Here is a 17,820-nt window from a genome sequence, read left to right on the forward strand (position 1 = left end):
ACCCCTATAATAAAAAAACGCCTATAAATAGATTATTATTTAATCATTTTTTAGCGGCTAAACACTACAGCATTTTGAAGTTTATCACTTGTATAGGGTTGTTTTTAAAATTGGCGGTTCAGGTGAAGAAAGTTCACTTTTTACTATGGTGATATAACTATGCTTCGGTGTCATCTCCTCAAAATTGAGGAAATGATTTAATTTTAGGATAATCCATTTACTTAAAATAACACGCCTTGCAATTTTAAGAGACTGAAGAAAACCAGTATCAGCAAATTCAACATCTACCGCCATCATTCTAGGCATAATTATTCACTTTTAATCAAAAGATGATGATGGCTAGAACCCCGAAAAATTGCCGAAAACCACGAGCCCGCAACCCCGTGGAAAGCCCCACCCCGTCGGGAGTACCTTTTTATTTGGAGCAAATATATAATTATATTTCCTATGTATAATTTTGTATAAACCCCCTAATTCTTAAAGCCCACAAAAAGCCCTACATTCAAAAAATGTAAGGTTTACCTCTGTTATCTCTGATATATTTTAAATTGCCATCTACACTGTTTGAATATGCTTCAATAAGACTTCATTAATCCTTGTTTGCCAACCTTGCCCCGTTGATTTAAACGCTTCTATAACTTCAGGTGATAGCCTCAATGTGATAGCTTGTTTTGTCGGTTTCTTTTGCTTCCCTCTGCCTGTTTTAATTTTTCCTTGCCGTTCCATTTCGTTTTGATGTGTGGTGACTAAATTCACAAAATCTAAGGGTAATACATCTTTGATTGGTTTGAATTGATGGAGGTCGTCAGCCTGTAACTCTCTTACTTCCCCGTCAAAATCAGTTAGATGATTGTATTGCTTCATAGTGTTTTACCTCTCTTTTGTTTGCTTTGCGAAAACTAATAACCCTTACGCCGTTCTGAATTGGCGTAAAACAAAGAACGTGTAACCGCCCTTTTAAAAAGCCAACAGCCACAAATCTAGGCTCTGGATAATCAAAACGTTCGTCTTGTTTGATGATTGCCGTTTTCCATTCAAAAAAAGCCACTTCATCAAAAGATAATCCTCTTTCAGTGATGTTCTTATTGCTTTTGTTAGGGTCATAATTAATCAGCATAACGGCTATTTATGGGGTTAAAGTTATTTTATTGTAACTACATTATAATATAATTTCAATCTTTTGTAGTCATTTGTAGACTTTATCAGCGTTGTTAGTATTGAGTAGTTAGTAGTAGTTAATAGTAGCTTTCCATTCACTCAGTCAAAACAGCCTTACTTGCGTTACTCCTCGCACGCACGTACTGCTCCGAAAAGCCCCCAAAAATGTGTAGCATAAAAAGGGATATTATCCGCAGAAACCAAAACGCCACCCCTCCGCCACTTTTACGCTTTCAAAAAAAATTTTTTTTATATTTAGTAAAAAACAGTAGTCCAATTAGTCCAATCCTTTAAAATCAAACACTTAAGTGGCATTTTTTGGACTAATTGAGTAGTCCAATGTAGTCCAAAATTAGTCCAAAACTAACAAAATACTCTTATTGTTCATTTTTTGAGTAGTCCAAAATGCCCCAAAATTAGTCCAAAATGCCCTAAAATTAGTCCAAAACGACCCCAAATTAGTCCAATGAATTTTATGTAATATATTGATAAATAAAGATATTATTTTTTTAATAGGTATTTTGGACTAATTGGACTACTAAAAAACTACGCGCATGAAAAAAATTTTTTTGCAAAGATAAAAAAAGAGAGCTAACCATCTCTGGAAAGCTCTTAAATCACCAATGTAGCATACAGACCACAAAAAGCACTTAATGATATGGTTTGTTATGATTTTTATGCTTCATCACTTTCAACAAGTGGGAAAACGAGATAACATCTTGTACGTTTCGGATCTATCCTGCTTGGTATTCTTACTAAGTATCTATAGCCATTTTCGCCCTTAGATAGCATTCCTTTATCTGATAGGATTTTACAAGCCTGCTCCTTTGGGTGTCCCTTTATCGCTTCCTCAAAAGCTAATGGATACAGATAAAAGCTCTCTATCTCATTATCTCGTTGAGGAATGATTTTATAGCCTGCGATATTCGAGATGGCTCGCTGTTCGGGGTTGTTTGGGTATTCGATAAACCGCCCCTCCGCATTCGCTAATAACCAACCATTCACTTGCTCAATGATTTGCTTTTCTTCTTGGCTATGTAGCCCGAATATATTAATCCATTCATTGAAGCAATGTAGTAAGGCTTCACCGTTGGCGGAAGTGTCCCACCCTGTGAGAAAGCTCGCTAATTGTAAGGCGGTTTCAAGGATAGCGAAACGGCTGGCCACTCGTTGAACCTGTGGACTTGCGTCGCTTGGTAAGCGGTCTAGCCACTTGGCTTTTATTTGGCTATGAACGCTAATCAGTGTTTTCTGGTTGTCCGCCACTGTTAGCCATTCAATCCACGCCCTACCAACAGCTCCGTAGTGTTGCTTGCTCGCATAGTTTAAATGGTCGGCGTGTGCCTTGCCGTCAGAGAATGAATGATAGACTTTCGCCCTTGTGATAGGCACATTCAACAAGCGGACTAATTGCCCTGCGTTTGTCTTAATGCCTCCCATCGACAAATAGCCCTCTAGGTCAATCTCACCCGTCGAAAACGCCATAATCCGCCACCGTTGAAGCTCTCTATTACCGCCGTCTTTCGCTCCCTGTATTTTCCCCACGCCATTAAATAAAGCGTAGGCGGTTTGCTCTATGTACTTGCGGTTTGAGCCTTGCCCGATTTCATCAAGGGGCATAAAGTTATCATTTCTTGCTGAGGCTTCATTAATTAAACCTAACCCTGTCGCATTCCACGATAGGCGGATTTTGTCAGGGTGTCCGTATAGACTGCTGGCAATGTTAGCGGTGGTGGTTTTGCCTGCGGTTGAGCCACCGAATAAGTGAACTCCAAAGCTCTCAGCCTCTATGATGTTCATTATCGGGGCAGATAAAGCACAAGCCACGCCTAACATCATTGACGGATTACCTCGCACGTTATCGGCGATTTCTTGCCTCCAGCTCTCTATTGTGCCTTTGGTGTCGTATCCACTGGCGGTGGCGGATTGACGATTAAATAGCACGGGTGTTTCAGGTTCGCCTAATACTTCCCCATTTGGCAAAATATAAGCCCCATTATGCCACCCTGTAGCGTTGGTGATGTGCCATAGGGTACGCTTACCGCTACTTTGTAAATAGTCCGCTAGCTCGTTGCGTAGGTAGGTGCGAGTAGTTAAGCGTAGCCCTTTTGCTTTGAGCTGTCGCCATCCCTCCCGTTCGCCTAAATCCCCCAAGGATAACGCCTCTTTGATTGGTTGCGATTTGCCCTCAGGCGTCCACTCTAGCACGAGATAATGTTCAGCTTCACTTTGCCCTATACCTACTACAGAAATCACATCAGAAAGCCATTCTGTACGCTCTGATAGCAGTCCGCCTGTGTCCTTGTCATATTTCGGGGTAATGCGATAAAGCCCTTCTATGCCGTTCTCTGTGCGTTTTTCGATATAGGGTTTATGTTTATCTATGTCAGCATTCACATCATCACTAGCGGTCATTTCCGCCACGTTTTCCGCTATTGCTCCACCTTGTCGAATGCATTCGATATATCCGCTTAAATCTTCAAGGTGTTGCTCGGCTTCGTCAATGTAGTGAATGATTTTAGCCTGTGTATTCTTAGCAAGGTTTAAGTAAAGTTTAGCCATAATCTTACCGCTTACATCTTCACCGTGATTAGCTCGCTGTATCGTGATGATATAAGCCTTTTTAGGTGCTATGCGGTATTGATGAACGTTTTCCAAAACCTCACCTGTCAGCACAATAGGGGGCGATTTCTCGCCCTGTGGTAACACATCATCAAGTGCTATCTCGTCCTGTGAACGTTCAGCTGGTGGAGCTTTGGCAAAATCCCACGCTTGAGAGCCGATAATGATAAAGGCATTTTCCGCATTTGGTTTTTGCAGTTTCATATTTGGGGCGTTTTTTAATTTCATACATTCCCCCTGCTTAAAATCTCGTCCGTTTTATCAATCAGGCGATTAATTCTATAAACATGGTTTTGTAATACCTCTAACTGCTCCGATTGTTCGCTTAAATGCCACTGAATAACGTTTAGAGCGTGTTTTAATACTTCGCCTGTGTAAGCGGTCGGATTATCCGCCATTGCGTTAATTTGGGCATTTATGCGTGCGTGGTCTACGTTCATTCGGTCTAACAACGATAAAGGGATTTTAATGTTCTGAATGCTATTCATCTTAAACCTCCGCTAAATCATCTAAGCCTTTGCTCATTAATGCCAATACGCCATTTAATGCGGCGTAGTGGGTTGTGATTTTGTTTTGATTACGCATAAATACCTCCTTTTACTTGGTGACAAGCGGTATGATTTGCTCGGAATTTTGCAATAGGACGATCAAGCAATAGGCGATAATCCGCAGATAGCTGTAAGCGTGCTTGCTCTTCGCTGTCGGCTTGAATGTATAACGTTTCTTGGTTGTAGGTGTGCTTAGTACGGTTTAAGCATAGGAATTTGTAGATCATTTTTGATAGCTCCAGGTTAATGATTTCAGGAACTACCGCAAGTTTCCACGCTTGGCGGTAGAACGTATCGGGGTGGAAAACTACCATACCTGGAAAGTAGCCAACGGTTAAACGTTGCCCGATACGCCCTACCATTGAGAGAATAACGCTCGAGGCATTTTCTTTAGGTGTGCGTATGCTACGAACAAAAAAAGCACGGTTAAAAGGCGTGCTATTGTTCGCCAGGTATAAATCATTCGAGTTTCCACGCTCGGTTGTAGATTTTGCTACAACGTGAGCAGAATAAATCTCACTTAGCATTTTGTAAAGTGAAATGTTTTCATTAAGATTGATTTTTAAATGAAATAGAGTAATATCTCTATTGATGTTTACAATATGGTTTTTCATAAGTATGTTACCCCATTGCCCCTTAGTGTTTAGGCTAAGGGGCTTTGTTTTATGCCACCATTGGCAAATGATTGCGTAAGAAATACAAGGCAGATTGTTCTAGCTTTGCCTTGTTCGTCGATATATTTAGCCTCCTTAAAATTAAGGTGGCGAAAGTTCATTAAATCTCAGGTTTTCTCAGGTTCTAGTGTTTTTCTCATTTTTGAGTAAAACCCCTAGGCTGTATTTTCATTTGGTGCTACCAACTCAATAACCGTAGGGCGAAGTGAGCCGTCAGAGCTTGTATGATCGATAACCTGTTTGTCAAAGCCTAGTAACTTTGCTTTTCCCATTGTGGCTGATACTGCAACGCTTAACTGCCCACGTTCTAAAGCCTTTTCTCTGGCTACCTCTAGCTCATCTAGTAAATCATCTACTGTCAGTTTGTGTCGCTCTATGTGTTCAGCTTGTAGTTCCTCAATCCTTGCCGTAATCTTGCCGTTATCCATTAGCTCTTTTGCTTTGCGGTGAACCGTTTCGGGTTTCATTCCGTCCGCTTTATAAGCCTTGCGATAGGCTTCGCTTGCGTTGCCCGTTTCTACAAAATACTGAGCAAAATTTTCTTGCTTTGGTCTGTCTAAGGTTGGCATTGCTCCCCCTTAATGCATTTTTCCATAAAGAGCAAATCTACTTGTTTGCGATTAGCCTTAGCCATCATTTCCAACGTGATTTCATTACCTGTATAGTGTTCAATCAATGGATTTACGCCGTCACCGTATTGAGAATGCTCGTAGAAATATCTGATACTGTCCGCCACTTCATCATCAATCAGTAACGGTGTTTGGGTGGCTTGTTGTTGATAAGCAATAATTGCTAGAGCTTCTTTAAATGCGGTAGCTCCCGCCATTTCAATTATGATTTGATCGCCCATTTCTAACCACAAAATACCGATATAAAACGGTTTGCCGTTGTCGTCTTGTTGTTGCTCAATGCGAATATAGGGAAAATCTAAACTGCTTAACGTTGCTTTAATCGGTGCTTTCATTAGCTCGCCAATCCCTTTGGGTGATAGGTCATATTTAAGTGTTTTTTCTTGTTCGTTATTTGTCATTGTTTTGCTCCTTAACTGAAATCTTGTACAAAGAATTAAACTTCTTCCGTAGTGGCGATAACTGAAGTAATAGGCTATCGCTTGGCATTGCTTGAAATTCCCTCGCTAGCGTTTCTATTCGCTCAGATAACACGATTAGCAATTCATCTAATGGGTAAGGTTCATCATCTGAATACAAGCTCTTAAACGTGAATAGAGGCGTTTTAGAGCCGTTTTCAATGTAGTACTTAATTGCCATATCCATTACAAGAGGGTTCATTTTGGCGATTACGCATTTAATTACTGCGGTCATTTGCTACCTCTTCAGCGTAGTGCCGATCTTCTCCTTTCAGCATTTCAATCACTGCTTCAATGATTTCAGTTTGTGTAAGTGGCTCGCCATCGCTACCTAATACTGCCCCGTAGATACAAGCCTCTAATAATTTAATCGCTTCGTTGATTTGCTCCTGTTGCTCAGTGAGCAGGTTTTTATTTACTCGCATTCTTCCCCCTAAACTGTGATAAATAGCGTTGTGTTTCGTACTCGGTCAGCATTGGTAAACCACATTTAGTACGCTCACCATTTAGCAAGGTGATAGCTTTCAAGGCTTCTTTTGTATTGGGTAAGCGGTAAATCGTGTAAGTACCTGTTCCGTATTGGTTTGGTCTTTCGGTTTTGTGAATGGCGATATTGTGTAGTCTTGGTAATTCCGTCACCTCATTACGCCCGCTATTGATGAAGTATTTAAAGTCAATCTCTCGCCCGCTAATCCCTTGTGGGTGTTCTAGTAGTGCGGTGATAGATTTTGCTTTTCGGGTTGGGTAGATAAGTTGTTTCATAAGATGTTACCTCGTGAATGTGCCTTAGCTGTTTACATATTCCATAATGTCCGCCAATCTCCAACGAGTGGAACGGCCACATTTTTTAGGTTGTGGAAAAATGCCCTCCTTAACGTATTTGTAAATAGTGGTGACTGAATGCCCTGTGATAGCTTTCACTTCTTGAACATCAAGTAATTGTTTTTGGTGGGTGGTTTGGGTTGGGTTTAATGTTTCCATCTTTTACGCTCCTTTGCGTTGTTGTTTTTGTATTCGGGGCGTATTGTGGGCGTGTTTTCTTGATGGTTATAGACTGAATAGTCTTGTAAGGTATGTAGACTTTTGGCAATAAAAAAGGGCTATATCCCTTATTTGAGATAAGCCCATAAAATAGCGTTAAACCTTGTTAAATAAAGCCTTTAAAGGTCTCTACTCCTTTCGGTGTTCTACCTTTATTTTTCACTTTTTCAGGCGTTAATATTTGATAAAATGCCTCGCTTAGCTTGCTACTGTCACTATGATATTTTTTAACATAATTTAAAAAATCATCTTTGTTAGGGTAAGAATGCGGATTATCAGGATCGCATTTGCTAGCTATTTTATTTGCTAATGTAAAAAGCAATGCTAAATTTTCACTGGTATGCCCATAAATTGAATATTCATCGTAATTGACCGCACTTTGAGCCGTTTCAGGTTTTTTCAGGTTCTCTATTTCAGCTTTGAGTTCTGTAATTTCTTTTGCCTGTTGCTCAATGATAGCGTTTAAGTGTGCTACTTCGTCAGTGTTGTTATTGTTTGTTATGGTGTTAGTTTCTGCGGTTAGTGGGCGGTATGGTGGAACATTCCATTTTAAGCCGTGCGTTTTCGCCCATTGCTTGGCGGTGTCGTGTGCTAAATAAACATCAGTGATATTGCCGTTTATATCGTGTTCTATTCTTGCTGGAATATAGTTATTTTCTGCTGATTGTTGAATAGCATTATAAATAATTTCATAGCGTGGGTGTTGGCGTGCCTTCCAATCTAAAGGATATAAATCAAGGTATAAACAAACAACATCGTGCAATCTTAATTCTGCAAACATTTTATAATCTTCTGAAAAGTCATTATTCCCGTTTGCTTTGTTAATTGTTACGCCTAACGCCTTTTCTAATTCTTCACGATTTAAAAGTAAGTTTTGAAAGTCATTTAAATTCATAGTTACCGCCTAAAATGGAATATCATCATCATAATCTTTGTAGCCGTCACATCTTGCTACAAACTCTAGGGCTTGTTTTAAGCTCGTACGCTCTTTTTCAATACTAGGCTTTATTCCGCCATATCTGCGGTAAAGTTGTAATGATTTCCCATCAAGCAAGCGGATTAAATCACTTGCTGTGTCGGTGTAACTGCTGTAGTTTTCTTTTGCCCATTCGATAAAATCATAAAGGCTAATATATTCTTGGTCTTCCATAATCGCCCCTCGCCCTATTAGTGAAAGGAAAGAACAACAAAAAGCAAATAGGGCGTTAATGCTTTCTTTCAGCTCGGTTAATTACTCCTAGCCTAGTTGTTCTTTGTTCGTTACAAGCGGTCAATTTCCGCCAAAAATCTGTTATTTACTCAATTTCAAACATCATTCCGCATTGCTCGCAATAATCGCCTACAGCTTGTAATGCTTGCTTACGTTCTTCCATAAATTGCCAGCGGTCATAGACTGCTTGCGTTTTCTCTTTACCTATTGAATGGTGAGCTAGAGCAAGCTCAGCAACCACCACGGGAACGCCTATACTGGTTAAATAGGTTCTAAATATCGATCTGATACCGTGTGCGTCTTGCTTGCCCTCGTAGCCGTTTTCTCTTAATGCTTTTGCTACGGTGTCCTTGCCAATGGTTCCGCTGTTGCTTTCTGTACTCGGGAAAATATAACGGCTGTAACCGTATCTTTGGCGGATTGTGGCTAGTAACCGTGCCATTTGTGACGAAATCGGGATAATGTGATCTATCGGTTGCTCTTTCATCTTCCTAGATTGCTTCATTCGCTTGGCTGGAATAATAAAATACTGCTCACTTTCATCAATAAACCGCCATTCAAGCCTTGTAAGCTCGGTTTGTCTCAAGCCTGTAAGCATAGTCAGGTTAAAAGCTAGTAATGTATTAGGCTTAATTCTCTTGCTTAAATAGGCGTTATTCATAGCCGTTAATAGCTCGGGTAATTCATCGGGCATAATCGCAGGGTGATTTTTTGCCAGCGGTGCAATAAAATCATCTTTTGCAATGTTGCAATTGTGGCTTTCGATAATGCCTAATTTAATGCCGTGATCCATTGTGGCTTTAATCAAGCGGTGTAATTTATCTAGCGTATTACTTGCCCCAATTTGAGAATACAGCCCCACCAACAATCGAGGTTTGATTTCTTCCAGCGGTAAATTGCCAATGATAGGGAAAACGTGCCTTTCCAACCGCTCCCAATTCTTCCGCCTCGTTTCTTCATTGTGAGCTTTCAAAGGATAAATATCCCTAAACCAACGCTCACACACATTTAAAAAACTGTTTTCTTGCTGTAGCTGTTTCGCTTGCTCTTGTTCTTTACGGTGAATTTGCGGGTCAATCCCTTTGGAAATAAGCAAGCGGTATTCATCACGTAAAACTCTTGCTTGTGCTAGTGATAGTTTTTTTAGCTCGCCTAAACTTAAATCAGTCTGCTTGCCTGTATTTGGACGAACATACCTAAACCGCCATATTTTAGAACCGTTCTTTTTCACCAATAGAAAAAGTCCCTTTCCGTCCATCATCTTATAATCAGTTTCGGCAGGTTTTGCATTTTGTATTGTGGTTTTATGAAGCTCTTTAGCAGGTCTTGCCATACGTTCTACCTAGCTTTAACGTGTTTTTAGGGGTACGTTCCCCCTAAAAAAGATTTAAGGGTATAAAGTGGATTTCATACCCCTAAATATACCCCTAAAATTTGCGGTTGTAAATGTATAAATGCGAACGAATACGAAAGAATAGGAAAAGTAGAAAGTAGCTTGAAGCCTTGTGGTATATGGTGATAGTGTATTAAAATGAACGAAAAAATAAGAAATAAAAAAACCGCTAAAGAGCGGTTTAATTGTGTGTTGGTGCCAGTGGTCGGACTCGAACCGACACGCTTTATGGGCGGCGGATTTTGAATCCGCTGCGTCTACCGATTTCGCCACACTGGCAAGCTGAATGGGTGCATTATAGGGGGCTTCGGTTAAGGTTGCAAGTAAAAATCGTGTGGTTTCAATCGGTTGTTTTTATTTTCAACACTATTTCAATACTAGGCGGTGTAAATGCCGATTAAAATCGAAATAAAGATCCCCATTCCTACATAGTGATTATTTAAAAAGGCTTTGAAACAGGCTTCTCGTTCACGTTGTTTGGTGAGTTTGCATTGGTAGATAAATAAGGTAGCAGTTATCCCTAATGCAATAAAGTAAGCGGTTGAATAGTGGCTTATTTTTCCAAAAATCGTGAGTAGGACTAATGCAGTTGCTTGCAATAAGGCAATAATTTTATTGTCGTATTGAGCAAATAAAATTGCAGTTGATTTTACACCGATTCGTAAATCATCATCTCTATCCACCATTGCATATTGGGTGTCGTAAGCAACCGTCCAAGCAAGATTAGCAAAAAAGAGTAGCCAACACTCTAGGGGTAAGGTTTCACTTACCGCTCCGTATGCCATTGGAATTGACCAACCAAACGCCATTCCCAGTACAAATTGGGGTAAATGTGTGTAACGTTTCATAAAAGGATAAACAGTGGCTAAAGCAACGGCAATCACAGATAAGCCAAGAGTATAAAGGTTTAATTGTAATACCAACAGAAAGGCAATAAAAATCAGTGTGGCAAAGAGTATTTTGGCTTCTTTTGCTGTGGCTCTGCCTGTGGCAAGTGGACGTTGTGATGTTCGTTTTACGTTACCGTCAATGTGGCGATCGGCATAATCGTTGATGACACAGCCTGCCGCACGCGTCACAATTACGCCAAGCACAAAGATGATTAAAATAGGTAAAGGCGGAACGTCATCTGCCACTGCAAATAACGCCCATAAGGTCGGCCAAAGTAATAAAAAAGTACCGATTGGCTTATCTAAACGCATTAATTGCATATAAGCCAACCATTTGTCTTGACTAAAATGTGATTTCATTCTTATTTTTCGTTACAAATATGCACAGCGACATCACTGTGAATAAGATGGTTTTGCAATTCTATTGGCAATGGGCGATCAGTAAAGAGATAATTCACTTCTCTGACATCACCTAAACGCACAATCGCATTGCGAGCAAATTTGGAATGATCGGTAACAAGAACCACATTGCGAGCATTTCGCATTAACGCACGTTTAACTTGTACTTCGTGGTAATCATAATCCATCATTGAGCCATCAGATTCTACCGCACTAATGCCTAAAATGCAGTAATCTAAACGAAATTGATTGATGAAATTGACGGTTGCTTCGCCAATAATACCGCCATCGGTGCGTAAACCGCCGCCTGCAATTGTAATTTGAAAATCTTCTTTTTCTTTAAGGATATGAGCGGCGTTTAAATTATTGGTGACGATTCGAAGGTTTTTATGGGAAAGTAGTGCAAAGGCAACTGCTTCAGGGGTAGTGCCAATGTCAATAAAAAGTGAAGCACCATCAGGGATCATCTCAGCGACTTTCATTCCGATACACTCTTTTTGCAGAGAGAAGAACCGTTTACGTTCAATGTAATCGCTATTTTCACTGGTAGAAGGCGCACCTGCACCGCCGTGATGTCGGCGAATTAAGTTATTTTCGGCAAGTTCATTCAGATCTCGTCGGATTGTTTGAGAGCTCACATTCAATTGAGCAACAAGCTCTTCCGTGCTGACATAGCCTAATTGATTAACCAATTCGATAATTTTATTGTGGCGAATGGACTGTTTCATTTTTATTCTCCCAATTCACATTTGCAAAATTTTTCCTAAAAGTGACCGCTTATGTAGTGTGCCCCTACAGATAAACTTAATTAGACGTATCAATCTCTTCAAAAGATTTCACGAGATCATCAATCGCTTTCATTTGAGAAACAAAGGCTTCTAACTTAGACAACGGAAGGGCTGATGGACCGTCGCATTTTGCTTTGTTTGGATCTGGATGAGCTTCTAGGAATAAACCTGCCAAACCAATCGCCATACCTGCACGGGCAAGTTTGGTGACTTGATCACGGCGACCGCCTGACGCTGCGCCAAATGGGTCACGGCATTGCAATGAGTGGGTGACATCAAAGATCACTGGGCAACCTTTTGACACTTTTTTCATTACGTTAAAACCAAGCATATCCACGACTAAATTATCGTAGCCAAAGTTTGTGCCACGGTCACATAAAATCACTTTATCGTTACCGCACTCTTCGATTTTTTCTACGATATTTCCCATTTGTCCTGGGCTTAAAAATTGTGGTTTTTTCACGTTGATAACTGCACCTGTACGTGCCATTGCTTCGACTAAATCTGTTTGACGAGCAAGGAATGCAGGTAGCTGGATAATATCAACCACCTCTGCAACAGGCTGGCATTGATAGATTTCGTGTACGTCGGTGATGATTTTGACACCGAATGTGTCTTTCAACTCTTGGAAAATTTTTAAACCTTCTTCCATACCAGGCCCACGATAAGAGTGAATAGATGAGCGGTTTGCTTTGTCGAATGAAGCTTTAAAGACATAAGGCACGCCTAATCTTTGCGTAACTTCGACATATTTTTCACAGACTTGCATTGCCATATCACGGCTTTCAAGTACGTTCATTCCCCCGAATAATACGAAAGGTTTGTTATTTGCAATGTCGATATTGCCGAGAGAGATTGTTTTTTGTTGCATAAGAAATCCTTAATAATTTCGCAAACTAAATATGATTTCCCTCTCCCGTTTACGGGAGAGGGTGGAGCAAATTCGCAGAATTTGCGGAGGGAGAGGGCTTTGCAAATATTTCACCAAATCTAACCGCTTGCGCCCTCTCTCTGCTCAAAATAGCCTCACGCTATTTTTAGCTGTCTCTCTCCCGCAAGCGGGAGAGAATGTTTGTATTTAATGTAAAACACTCGCCTTACTCTGTTTCTCAAGCCCTGCAATTTCAAGTTTTAACATCATTGCAGAAGGATCGTCAGGGCATTGATCGATAAAATAGCTTAAATCATCAAAAGCTGCTTGATAGCAATCCATACTCGCTAAAATCATTCCACGATCACGGATTTCATAAGGATCTTCAGGACTAATAGCCAATCGATATTCGATTAAACGCAGTGCTTCTTCATATTTACCTTCACGAGTTAAAGCCATTTTAAATACCGTTTCTAACCGCTCTAATAGCTCATCTTCTTCCGCAATACGCAAATACTCTTGGTTTAATTCTACGCCGTAGCCCATTTCCCCTTCGAGCCATTTTTCCAATTTTTCACGGCTTAGCTCAGAGCCATCCCACGGATTGATAAATTTCACCTCTGTTCTGCCTTGCTCATTTTTCAATTCAGCACGCAAAATTAATTGCGTCGGGAAATTGACGGGGTACAAGGGTAAATTCAGCGAAGCCGCCAAATAAAGCACCACTGCCCCTAAAGAGACCGGCATTCCACGAAATTTACGAATAACCTTATTAATCAATAGGTTATCTGTATAGAAATACTCAGCGTGATGACAATGAAAGCCCCATTCTTGATAAACCAATCTCAATAGTTGGTGTAAACGTTCTTCATCGCTTTCCCCATTCACATCATAGCGAGCTCTTTTTACAAGTGCCGACATCAAGCCTAACACCTGCGGTTCAGACAGGTTATCGTCAATCATCAAGGTTAAGCGAACTAACTCACGGTAAAGAAATTTCTGAAGCTGAACTTTATTTACCACGCTTTTAGGCTTTTTAATCTCTTGGAAAATATCGTTAATTATGTTGTCCATATTGCTACTGTTACTCTATCATTACCGCCATAATCTTGGAACGTAGTGACTGCATTCCATTGATTTTGTTGGAAAATATCTTGAACACTCGCAGCTTGTTGCCAGCCGTGTTCTAACATTAATGCCCCGTTTGGGGTTAAATAAAGCGGTGCGTTTTGGATAATTTTTTGCAAATCGCTCAGCCCGTTTTGTTCGGCAACCAGTGCGGTTAATGGTTCAAAACGAACATCACCTTGTGTTAAATTTTCATCGTCTTTATCAATGTAAGGCGGATTACTCACAATAAGATCAAAGCGTTGATTTTTCAAGGCTTCAAACCAATCGCTTTGTAAAAAGCGGACATTTTCAAATCCTAATTTCTGGCGATTTTTCTCTGCCAGTTGCACCGCATCAGGCTGTTTATCTATCCCAATAATCTCTGCTTTGGTTCCCAATTCACTCGCTAATGCTAAAGCAATCGCCCCCGTTCCTGTACCAAGATCAAGAATTTGCAAATTTTTACTTGAATCTAACCGCTTGTATGCCCATTCCAACGCAACTTCTACCAAACGTTCCGTATCAGGGCGGGGAATTAAGGTTGCCGTGGATACCGCCAAAGGCAACGACCAAAACTCTTTTTCGCCCAAGATGTATGCCATCGGTTCGCCTTTGGCTCGGCGAGCGAGTAGCTCGGCAAGTTGGCGTAGCTCGCTTTCGTTCAGTTCTGTTTCAGCAAAAGCAAAAATTGCAGATTTTGAACGTTTTGTTACCGCTTGTAGCAGAATGTTGGCATCGGCTTTGGCGTTTAAAAACGGATCTTGTGATCCGTTTTCAAGCAAGGTTTGTTCGGCAAAGGTGAGCCATTGTTGGTAGGTCATATTCTTTATTAAATATCAAATAATTCGGTTGGATCTATTTTAAACTGCAACATATTAGCTGTATCTCTACCATTATCTCCTCCTTTACGTTGAATAGTAATTCTCCCAAATTTTATTGAGCCTCTTGGTGAAATACTAATATCGCCTTGTCCATAATGCTGTAGAACATCATTAATATTTTTTAATACCCAGCGTGCATTATTCTGTATTTTTTGGGCTACTAATACCCATTCAGCAGAAAAATCTCCTCTTCCCCGAATAATATCAGTTAGCACAAGAATTTTATTTTGTTGAAACCAATTCAAAATCAAATGTTGTTCTTCAAGAGAAAATTCTGTAATAAACATTCGTTTTTTACTCTTAGTTCCACTTAAATAAGGTGGTAATTCTCCTGTAAAATATTTTAATAAAATTAAGAGCCGATCATCAAAATTCCACATTTCTTGATAATTTCTAACCCATCTTTTATCAATTTGATTAAATCCTTTCTTATTACTCACTAGTTTTACTTGGATATTACGTATATCAACAGCCTCTTGCATAAATACAAAAATTTTTACATTTATATCTGCTTTATAGCCATGCAATACAATAGCTTTAACCGACATAATTTTTGTTAAATCATAGCCCATTATAGTTAGCCATTGCTGTGCTTCTAATGAAGATTGCCATTGATTAAAACGTTCCGCAATATCTTGTTCATTTTTAAAACCATTGTGAGCCGTTCTTGAACCTAATTCAACTAAATTCATTTTTCAATTACCTTTAATAATTGTTCAGCAATTTTCTGAATAACCGTAACTGTCATTGCATTTCCTGCTTGAGATAAAATTTTATTTTCAGGGATATTATATTCTACGACTTTACTTGCAATGTGTTTAGGAAATCCTTGCAGTAACAGGGCTTCATAGCCACTTAATTTACGTAACTTACCATCTTTTGTATATAAGATCCCGTGCCGCCCTGTTCGTAAGGTTGGGGATTTCTTTTCATAGCATCTAAAATCAGATTGACGCCAATCAATAACTTGATAATCTTTTTGCAAGATATTATTCAGTTCTACTTTATTGTTATTATATTTATTATGAAGGTATTTTTGAAAAGTCGGATTATTTTCATCAAATATATAATCTCGTTCTTCAATTAAACATTCAGCAATATCTTTAATTGGTTCAGGGGTTGGGAATTCAAAAGGTTTATGCTTTATGTCTTTACGGATCCCAACAAAATAAATACGCTCTCGCATTTGTGGAACCCCATAAAATTGGCTATCTAATACTTGATAATAAACATCATAACCACATTGTTCTAATAACTGAATAATAGATTTTAGTGTCTGACCTTTATTATGATTAACTAATCCCTTTACATTTTCTAGAATAAAATAAGGAACTTTTTTCCACGTTAAAATATCCGCGAGATGATAAATAATCTGCCCTCTATCATCTTCAAAACCTTCTCTTTTTCCAGCTATCGAAAATGTCTGGCAAGGAAATCCTGCCAGCATTACATCAAAGTCAGGAAGTTTTTGGATATCAATTTGTGTCAAGTCCCCAAGATTGTTCCGATCATTAAAGAAAATCTGATAAGTAGTATCTGGTTCAGGATCGATCTCACTATGCCCAACACACTGCATACCATTAAGCTCTAATCCTAATCGCCCTCCTCCAATACCAGAGCAAAAATCCATAAATGTAAGATAACTCATACAATTCCTTAATTAATTCTGATCCGACAACGCCGCCAACTGATCCGCTTGATATTCGGTAATAATCGGCTGAATTAACTCGTCGATTTTGCCGTTCATCACTTCGTCTAAACGGTAAACGGTTAAGTTAATGCGGTGATCCGTTACACGACCTTGTGGGTAATTGTAAGTACGGATTTTGTCTGAGCGGTCGCCCGAGCCGAGTAGGTTACGGCGAGTATCTGCTTGCTCTTGTGCTTGTTTTTCTTTCTCAACTTGGACAATGCGTGAAGCAAGTACAGCAAGTGCTTTAGCTTTGTTTTTGTGTTGTGAACGTTCGTCTTGACACTCCACCACAATACCTGTTGGAATGTGGGTAATACGCACCGCAGAGTCAGTGGTATTCACGTGCTGACCACCCGCCCCTGATGAACGGTAGGTATCAATACGCAGATCCGCAGGGTTAATTTCTGGCATTTCGCTTTCTGGTAACTCAGGCATTACTGCAACCGTACAAGCGGAAGTGTGAATACGCCCTTGTGATTCGGTTTTCGGTACACGTTGTACACGGTGACCACCCGACTCGAATTTGAGCTGTCCATAAACGCCTTCACCACTGATTTTGACGATAATCTCTTTATATCCGCCTTGTTCACTTTCGTTAGCGCTTAATTCTTCAATTCTCCAGCGTTTGCTTTCTGCATAACGGCTGTACATACGGTATAAATCTCCTGCGAAAATACCTGCTTCATCACCGCCTGTGCCAGCACGGATTTCAAGGAAACAGTTATATTCATCATTCGGATCTTTCGGTAGTAATAAGATTTGTAAGTTTTGCTCAAGCTGTTCGATTTCAGCTTTGTTTGCTTCAATCTCTTCAGCTGCTATCTCTTTCATATCAGGATCATCAAGTAAGATTTGTGCTTCTTCGATGTCGCTATGTAATTTCTTCCAACGATTAAAGGTGCTAACCACTTCTTCCAACTGAGAGTATTCTTTGGAATAAGCACAGAATTTTTCTTGATCGCTGATGATTGTTGCGTCGCCCAATAAGGCTTGTAGCTCTTCGTGGCGTTCGCTTAGGCTGTCTAGTTTATTAATAATAGATGCTTTCATTGTTTTGTTTATCTGTATTTCAAATATCGCTATTGTAACGGAAAATCACAATCTGATAAACGCAAAAAAGCCTAGATATTCTCTAGGCTTCTAGCAAAACACTTTGTAAAGGAATTATTTTACTAAGTCTTTTAATGCTTTACCTGCAACGAATGCTGGAACGTTAGCTGCTGGGATTTCGATTGCTTCGTTAGTTTTTGGATTGCGACCTGTACGAGCTTTACGGTGATTTACCTTGAAAGTACCGAAACCGATAAGTTGAACAGAATCACCTTTTTTAAGGCTTTCAGAAATTGCGTTTAAAGTTGCTTCTAATGCTGCTTTAGCATCTTTCTTGCTTAAATCTGCACCTGCTGCGATTGCATCGACTAACTCAGTTTTGTTCATAGTTTTATCCTCTAAAGA

Annotated in this window: 24 protein-coding genes and 1 tRNA gene; all 25 read right to left on the reverse strand. The window is 39.8% G+C overall.

What is annotated here, in order from left to right:
• Positions 1–84 precede the first annotated feature (84 nt).
• Complete coding sequence (locus J1G47_RS07235) at positions 85–306, reverse strand: hypothetical protein (RefSeq protein WP_207326543.1); 222 nt, start codon at positions 304–306, stop codon at positions 85–87.
• 249 nt (positions 307–555) lie between these two features.
• Positions 556–864 (reverse strand): BrnA antitoxin family protein, encoded by a 309-nt coding sequence (locus J1G47_RS07240; RefSeq protein WP_010787288.1) that lies wholly within the window; start codon positions 862–864, stop codon positions 556–558.
• Positions 839–1,117, reverse strand: coding sequence for a BrnT family toxin (locus J1G47_RS07245; RefSeq protein ID WP_010787289.1), 279 nt, complete (start codon positions 1,115–1,117; stop codon positions 839–841). The genes J1G47_RS07240 and J1G47_RS07245 overlap by 26 nt, the downstream gene beginning before the upstream one ends.
• 716 nt (positions 1,118–1,833) lie before the next feature.
• Entirely contained in the window at positions 1,834–4,008 is a 2,175-nt protein-coding gene (locus J1G47_RS07250) for a DUF927 domain-containing protein (RefSeq protein WP_207326544.1), read from the reverse strand.
• Positions 4,005–4,268 (reverse strand): hypothetical protein, encoded by a 264-nt coding sequence (locus J1G47_RS07255; RefSeq protein WP_075605738.1) that lies wholly within the window; start codon positions 4,266–4,268, stop codon positions 4,005–4,007. The genes J1G47_RS07250 and J1G47_RS07255 overlap by 4 nt, the downstream gene beginning before the upstream one ends.
• An 89-nt stretch (positions 4,269–4,357) precedes the next feature.
• A complete protein-coding gene (locus J1G47_RS07260; RefSeq protein ID WP_207326545.1) occupies positions 4,358–4,942 on the reverse strand; it encodes a host cell division inhibitor Icd-like protein in 585 nt (194 codons plus the stop codon).
• 215 nt (positions 4,943–5,157) lie between these two features.
• Positions 5,158–5,571: a terminase small subunit gene (locus J1G47_RS07265; protein WP_207326546.1), complete on the reverse strand. Its 414-nt coding sequence runs from the start codon at positions 5,569–5,571 to the stop codon at positions 5,158–5,160.
• Positions 5,559–6,032 carry a hypothetical protein gene (locus J1G47_RS07270; RefSeq protein WP_160415338.1) on the reverse strand — a complete coding sequence of 158 codons (474 nt, stop codon included), beginning with the start codon at positions 6,030–6,032 and terminating at the stop codon, positions 5,559–5,561. The genes J1G47_RS07265 and J1G47_RS07270 overlap by 13 nt, the downstream gene beginning before the upstream one ends.
• A complete protein-coding gene (locus J1G47_RS07275) occupies positions 6,022–6,324 on the reverse strand; it encodes a hypothetical protein (protein WP_160415337.1) in 303 nt (100 codons plus the stop codon). The genes J1G47_RS07270 and J1G47_RS07275 overlap by 11 nt, the downstream gene beginning before the upstream one ends.
• Complete coding sequence (locus tag J1G47_RS07280; RefSeq protein WP_207326547.1) at positions 6,308–6,514, reverse strand: hypothetical protein; 207 nt, start codon at positions 6,512–6,514, stop codon at positions 6,308–6,310. The genes J1G47_RS07275 and J1G47_RS07280 overlap by 17 nt, the downstream gene beginning before the upstream one ends.
• A complete protein-coding gene (locus tag J1G47_RS07285) occupies positions 6,501–6,851 on the reverse strand; it encodes a hypothetical protein (RefSeq protein ID WP_207326548.1) in 351 nt (116 codons plus the stop codon). Before J1G47_RS07285 ends, J1G47_RS07280 begins: the two co-directional genes overlap by 14 nt.
• Positions 6,852–6,875: 24 nt before the next feature.
• Positions 6,876–7,070, reverse strand: coding sequence for a helix-turn-helix transcriptional regulator (locus J1G47_RS07290; RefSeq protein ID WP_005713020.1), 195 nt, complete (start codon positions 7,068–7,070; stop codon positions 6,876–6,878).
• A gap of 166 nt (positions 7,071–7,236) precedes the next feature.
• Positions 7,237–8,025 carry a hypothetical protein gene (locus J1G47_RS07295; RefSeq protein ID WP_207326549.1) on the reverse strand — a complete coding sequence of 263 codons (789 nt, stop codon included), beginning with the start codon at positions 8,023–8,025 and terminating at the stop codon, positions 7,237–7,239.
• Between the two features lie 9 nt (positions 8,026–8,034).
• On the reverse strand, positions 8,035–8,280 hold the full coding sequence (locus tag J1G47_RS07300) for a hypothetical protein (protein WP_207326550.1): 246 nt from the start codon (positions 8,278–8,280) through the stop codon (positions 8,035–8,037).
• Between the two features lie 145 nt (positions 8,281–8,425).
• The gene (locus tag J1G47_RS07305; protein WP_207326551.1) at positions 8,426–9,673 is read right to left on the reverse strand and encodes a tyrosine-type recombinase/integrase; all 1,248 of its coding nucleotides are present in this window, start codon (positions 9,671–9,673) and stop codon (positions 8,426–8,428) included.
• 253 nt (positions 9,674–9,926) lie between these two features.
• Positions 9,927–10,012, reverse strand: a tRNA-Leu gene (locus J1G47_RS07310).
• Positions 10,013–10,110: 98 nt separating this feature from the next.
• Positions 10,111–10,983 (reverse strand): 4-hydroxybenzoate octaprenyltransferase, encoded by an 873-nt coding sequence (gene ubiA / locus J1G47_RS07315; RefSeq protein ID WP_075592299.1) that lies wholly within the window; start codon positions 10,981–10,983, stop codon positions 10,111–10,113.
• A 2-nt stretch (positions 10,984–10,985) separates the two neighbouring features.
• Positions 10,986–11,750, reverse strand: a complete 765-nt coding sequence (locus J1G47_RS07320) for a DeoR/GlpR family transcriptional regulator (protein ID WP_010787048.1) — start codon at positions 11,748–11,750, stop codon at positions 10,986–10,988.
• A 76-nt stretch (positions 11,751–11,826) separates the two neighbouring features.
• Positions 11,827–12,681 (reverse strand): 3-deoxy-8-phosphooctulonate synthase, encoded by an 855-nt coding sequence (gene kdsA, locus J1G47_RS07325; RefSeq protein ID WP_010787049.1) that lies wholly within the window; start codon positions 12,679–12,681, stop codon positions 11,827–11,829.
• A 207-nt stretch (positions 12,682–12,888) separates the two neighbouring features.
• Entirely contained in the window at positions 12,889–13,755 is an 867-nt protein-coding gene (locus J1G47_RS07330) for a SirB1 family protein (RefSeq protein ID WP_038513678.1), read from the reverse strand.
• Complete coding sequence (gene prmC, locus J1G47_RS07335; protein WP_012621913.1) at positions 13,743–14,612, reverse strand: peptide chain release factor N(5)-glutamine methyltransferase; 870 nt, start codon at positions 14,610–14,612, stop codon at positions 13,743–13,745. The genes J1G47_RS07330 and prmC overlap by 13 nt, the downstream gene beginning before the upstream one ends.
• 8 nt (positions 14,613–14,620) lie before the next feature.
• Positions 14,621–15,364: a PDDEXK family nuclease gene (locus J1G47_RS07340; protein ID WP_012621914.1), complete on the reverse strand. Its 744-nt coding sequence runs from the start codon at positions 15,362–15,364 to the stop codon at positions 14,621–14,623.
• Positions 15,361–16,320 (reverse strand): DNA (cytosine-5-)-methyltransferase, encoded by a 960-nt coding sequence (gene dcm, locus J1G47_RS07345; RefSeq protein WP_173656049.1) that lies wholly within the window; start codon positions 16,318–16,320, stop codon positions 15,361–15,363. Before dcm ends, J1G47_RS07340 begins: the two co-directional genes overlap by 4 nt.
• A gap of 12 nt (positions 16,321–16,332) precedes the next feature.
• The gene (gene prfA, locus J1G47_RS07350) at positions 16,333–17,415 is read right to left on the reverse strand and encodes a peptide chain release factor 1 (RefSeq protein WP_005713004.1); all 1,083 of its coding nucleotides are present in this window, start codon (positions 17,413–17,415) and stop codon (positions 16,333–16,335) included.
• A gap of 114 nt (positions 17,416–17,529) precedes the next feature.
• The gene (locus J1G47_RS07355; protein WP_005713002.1) at positions 17,530–17,802 is read right to left on the reverse strand and encodes an HU family DNA-binding protein; all 273 of its coding nucleotides are present in this window, start codon (positions 17,800–17,802) and stop codon (positions 17,530–17,532) included.
• Between the last annotated feature and the right edge of the window lie 18 nt (positions 17,803–17,820).

The sequence above is a fragment of the Glaesserella parasuis genome (assembly GCF_017352235.1).
Classification (GTDB): Bacteria; Pseudomonadota; Gammaproteobacteria; order Enterobacterales; family Pasteurellaceae; genus Glaesserella; species Glaesserella parasuis.

Bases quoted from the DNA above. Each gene is read 5' to 3' on its own strand.
- J1G47_RS07235 (WP_207326543.1), bottom strand. From the start codon at position 306: ATGCCTAGAATGATGGCGGTAGATGTTGAATTTGCTGATACTGGTTTT.
- J1G47_RS07240 (WP_010787288.1), bottom strand. From the start codon at position 864: ATGAAGCAATACAATCATCTAACTGATTTTGACGGGGAAGTAAGAGAG.
- J1G47_RS07245 (WP_010787289.1), bottom strand. From the start codon at position 1,117: ATGCTGATTAATTATGACCCTAACAAAAGCAATAAGAACATCACTGAA.
- J1G47_RS07250 (WP_207326544.1), bottom strand. From the start codon at position 4,008: ATGAAATTAAAAAACGCCCCAAATATGAAACTGCAAAAACCAAATGCG.
- J1G47_RS07255 (WP_075605738.1), bottom strand. From the start codon at position 4,268: ATGAATAGCATTCAGAACATTAAAATCCCTTTATCGTTGTTAGACCGA.
- J1G47_RS07260 (WP_207326545.1), bottom strand. From the start codon at position 4,942: ATGAAAAACCATATTGTAAACATCAATAGAGATATTACTCTATTTCAT.
- J1G47_RS07265 (WP_207326546.1), bottom strand. From the start codon at position 5,571: ATGCCAACCTTAGACAGACCAAAGCAAGAAAATTTTGCTCAGTATTTT.
- J1G47_RS07270 (WP_160415338.1), bottom strand. From the start codon at position 6,032: ATGACAAATAACGAACAAGAAAAAACACTTAAATATGACCTATCACCC.
- J1G47_RS07275 (WP_160415337.1), bottom strand. From the start codon at position 6,324: ATGACCGCAGTAATTAAATGCGTAATCGCCAAAATGAACCCTCTTGTA.
- J1G47_RS07280 (WP_207326547.1), bottom strand. From the start codon at position 6,514: ATGCGAGTAAATAAAAACCTGCTCACTGAGCAACAGGAGCAAATCAAC.
- J1G47_RS07285 (WP_207326548.1), bottom strand. From the start codon at position 6,851: ATGAAACAACTTATCTACCCAACCCGAAAAGCAAAATCTATCACCGCA.
- J1G47_RS07290 (WP_005713020.1), bottom strand. From the start codon at position 7,070: ATGGAAACATTAAACCCAACCCAAACCACCCACCAAAAACAATTACTT.
- J1G47_RS07295 (WP_207326549.1), bottom strand. From the start codon at position 8,025: ATGAATTTAAATGACTTTCAAAACTTACTTTTAAATCGTGAAGAATTA.
- J1G47_RS07300 (WP_207326550.1), bottom strand. From the start codon at position 8,280: ATGGAAGACCAAGAATATATTAGCCTTTATGATTTTATCGAATGGGCA.
- J1G47_RS07305 (WP_207326551.1), bottom strand. From the start codon at position 9,673: ATGGCAAGACCTGCTAAAGAGCTTCATAAAACCACAATACAAAATGCA.
- ubiA (WP_075592299.1), bottom strand. From the start codon at position 10,983: ATGAAATCACATTTTAGTCAAGACAAATGGTTGGCTTATATGCAATTA.
- J1G47_RS07320 (WP_010787048.1), bottom strand. From the start codon at position 11,750: ATGAAACAGTCCATTCGCCACAATAAAATTATCGAATTGGTTAATCAA.
- kdsA (WP_010787049.1), bottom strand. From the start codon at position 12,681: ATGCAACAAAAAACAATCTCTCTCGGCAATATCGACATTGCAAATAAC.
- J1G47_RS07330 (WP_038513678.1), bottom strand. From the start codon at position 13,755: ATGGACAACATAATTAACGATATTTTCCAAGAGATTAAAAAGCCTAAA.
- prmC (WP_012621913.1), bottom strand. From the start codon at position 14,612: ATGACCTACCAACAATGGCTCACCTTTGCCGAACAAACCTTGCTTGAA.
- J1G47_RS07340 (WP_012621914.1), bottom strand. From the start codon at position 15,364: ATGAATTTAGTTGAATTAGGTTCAAGAACGGCTCACAATGGTTTTAAA.
- dcm (WP_173656049.1), bottom strand. From the start codon at position 16,320: ATGAGTTATCTTACATTTATGGATTTTTGCTCTGGTATTGGAGGAGGG.
- prfA (WP_005713004.1), bottom strand. From the start codon at position 17,415: ATGAAAGCATCTATTATTAATAAACTAGACAGCCTAAGCGAACGCCAC.
- J1G47_RS07355 (WP_005713002.1), bottom strand. From the start codon at position 17,802: ATGAACAAAACTGAGTTAGTCGATGCAATCGCAGCAGGTGCAGATTTA.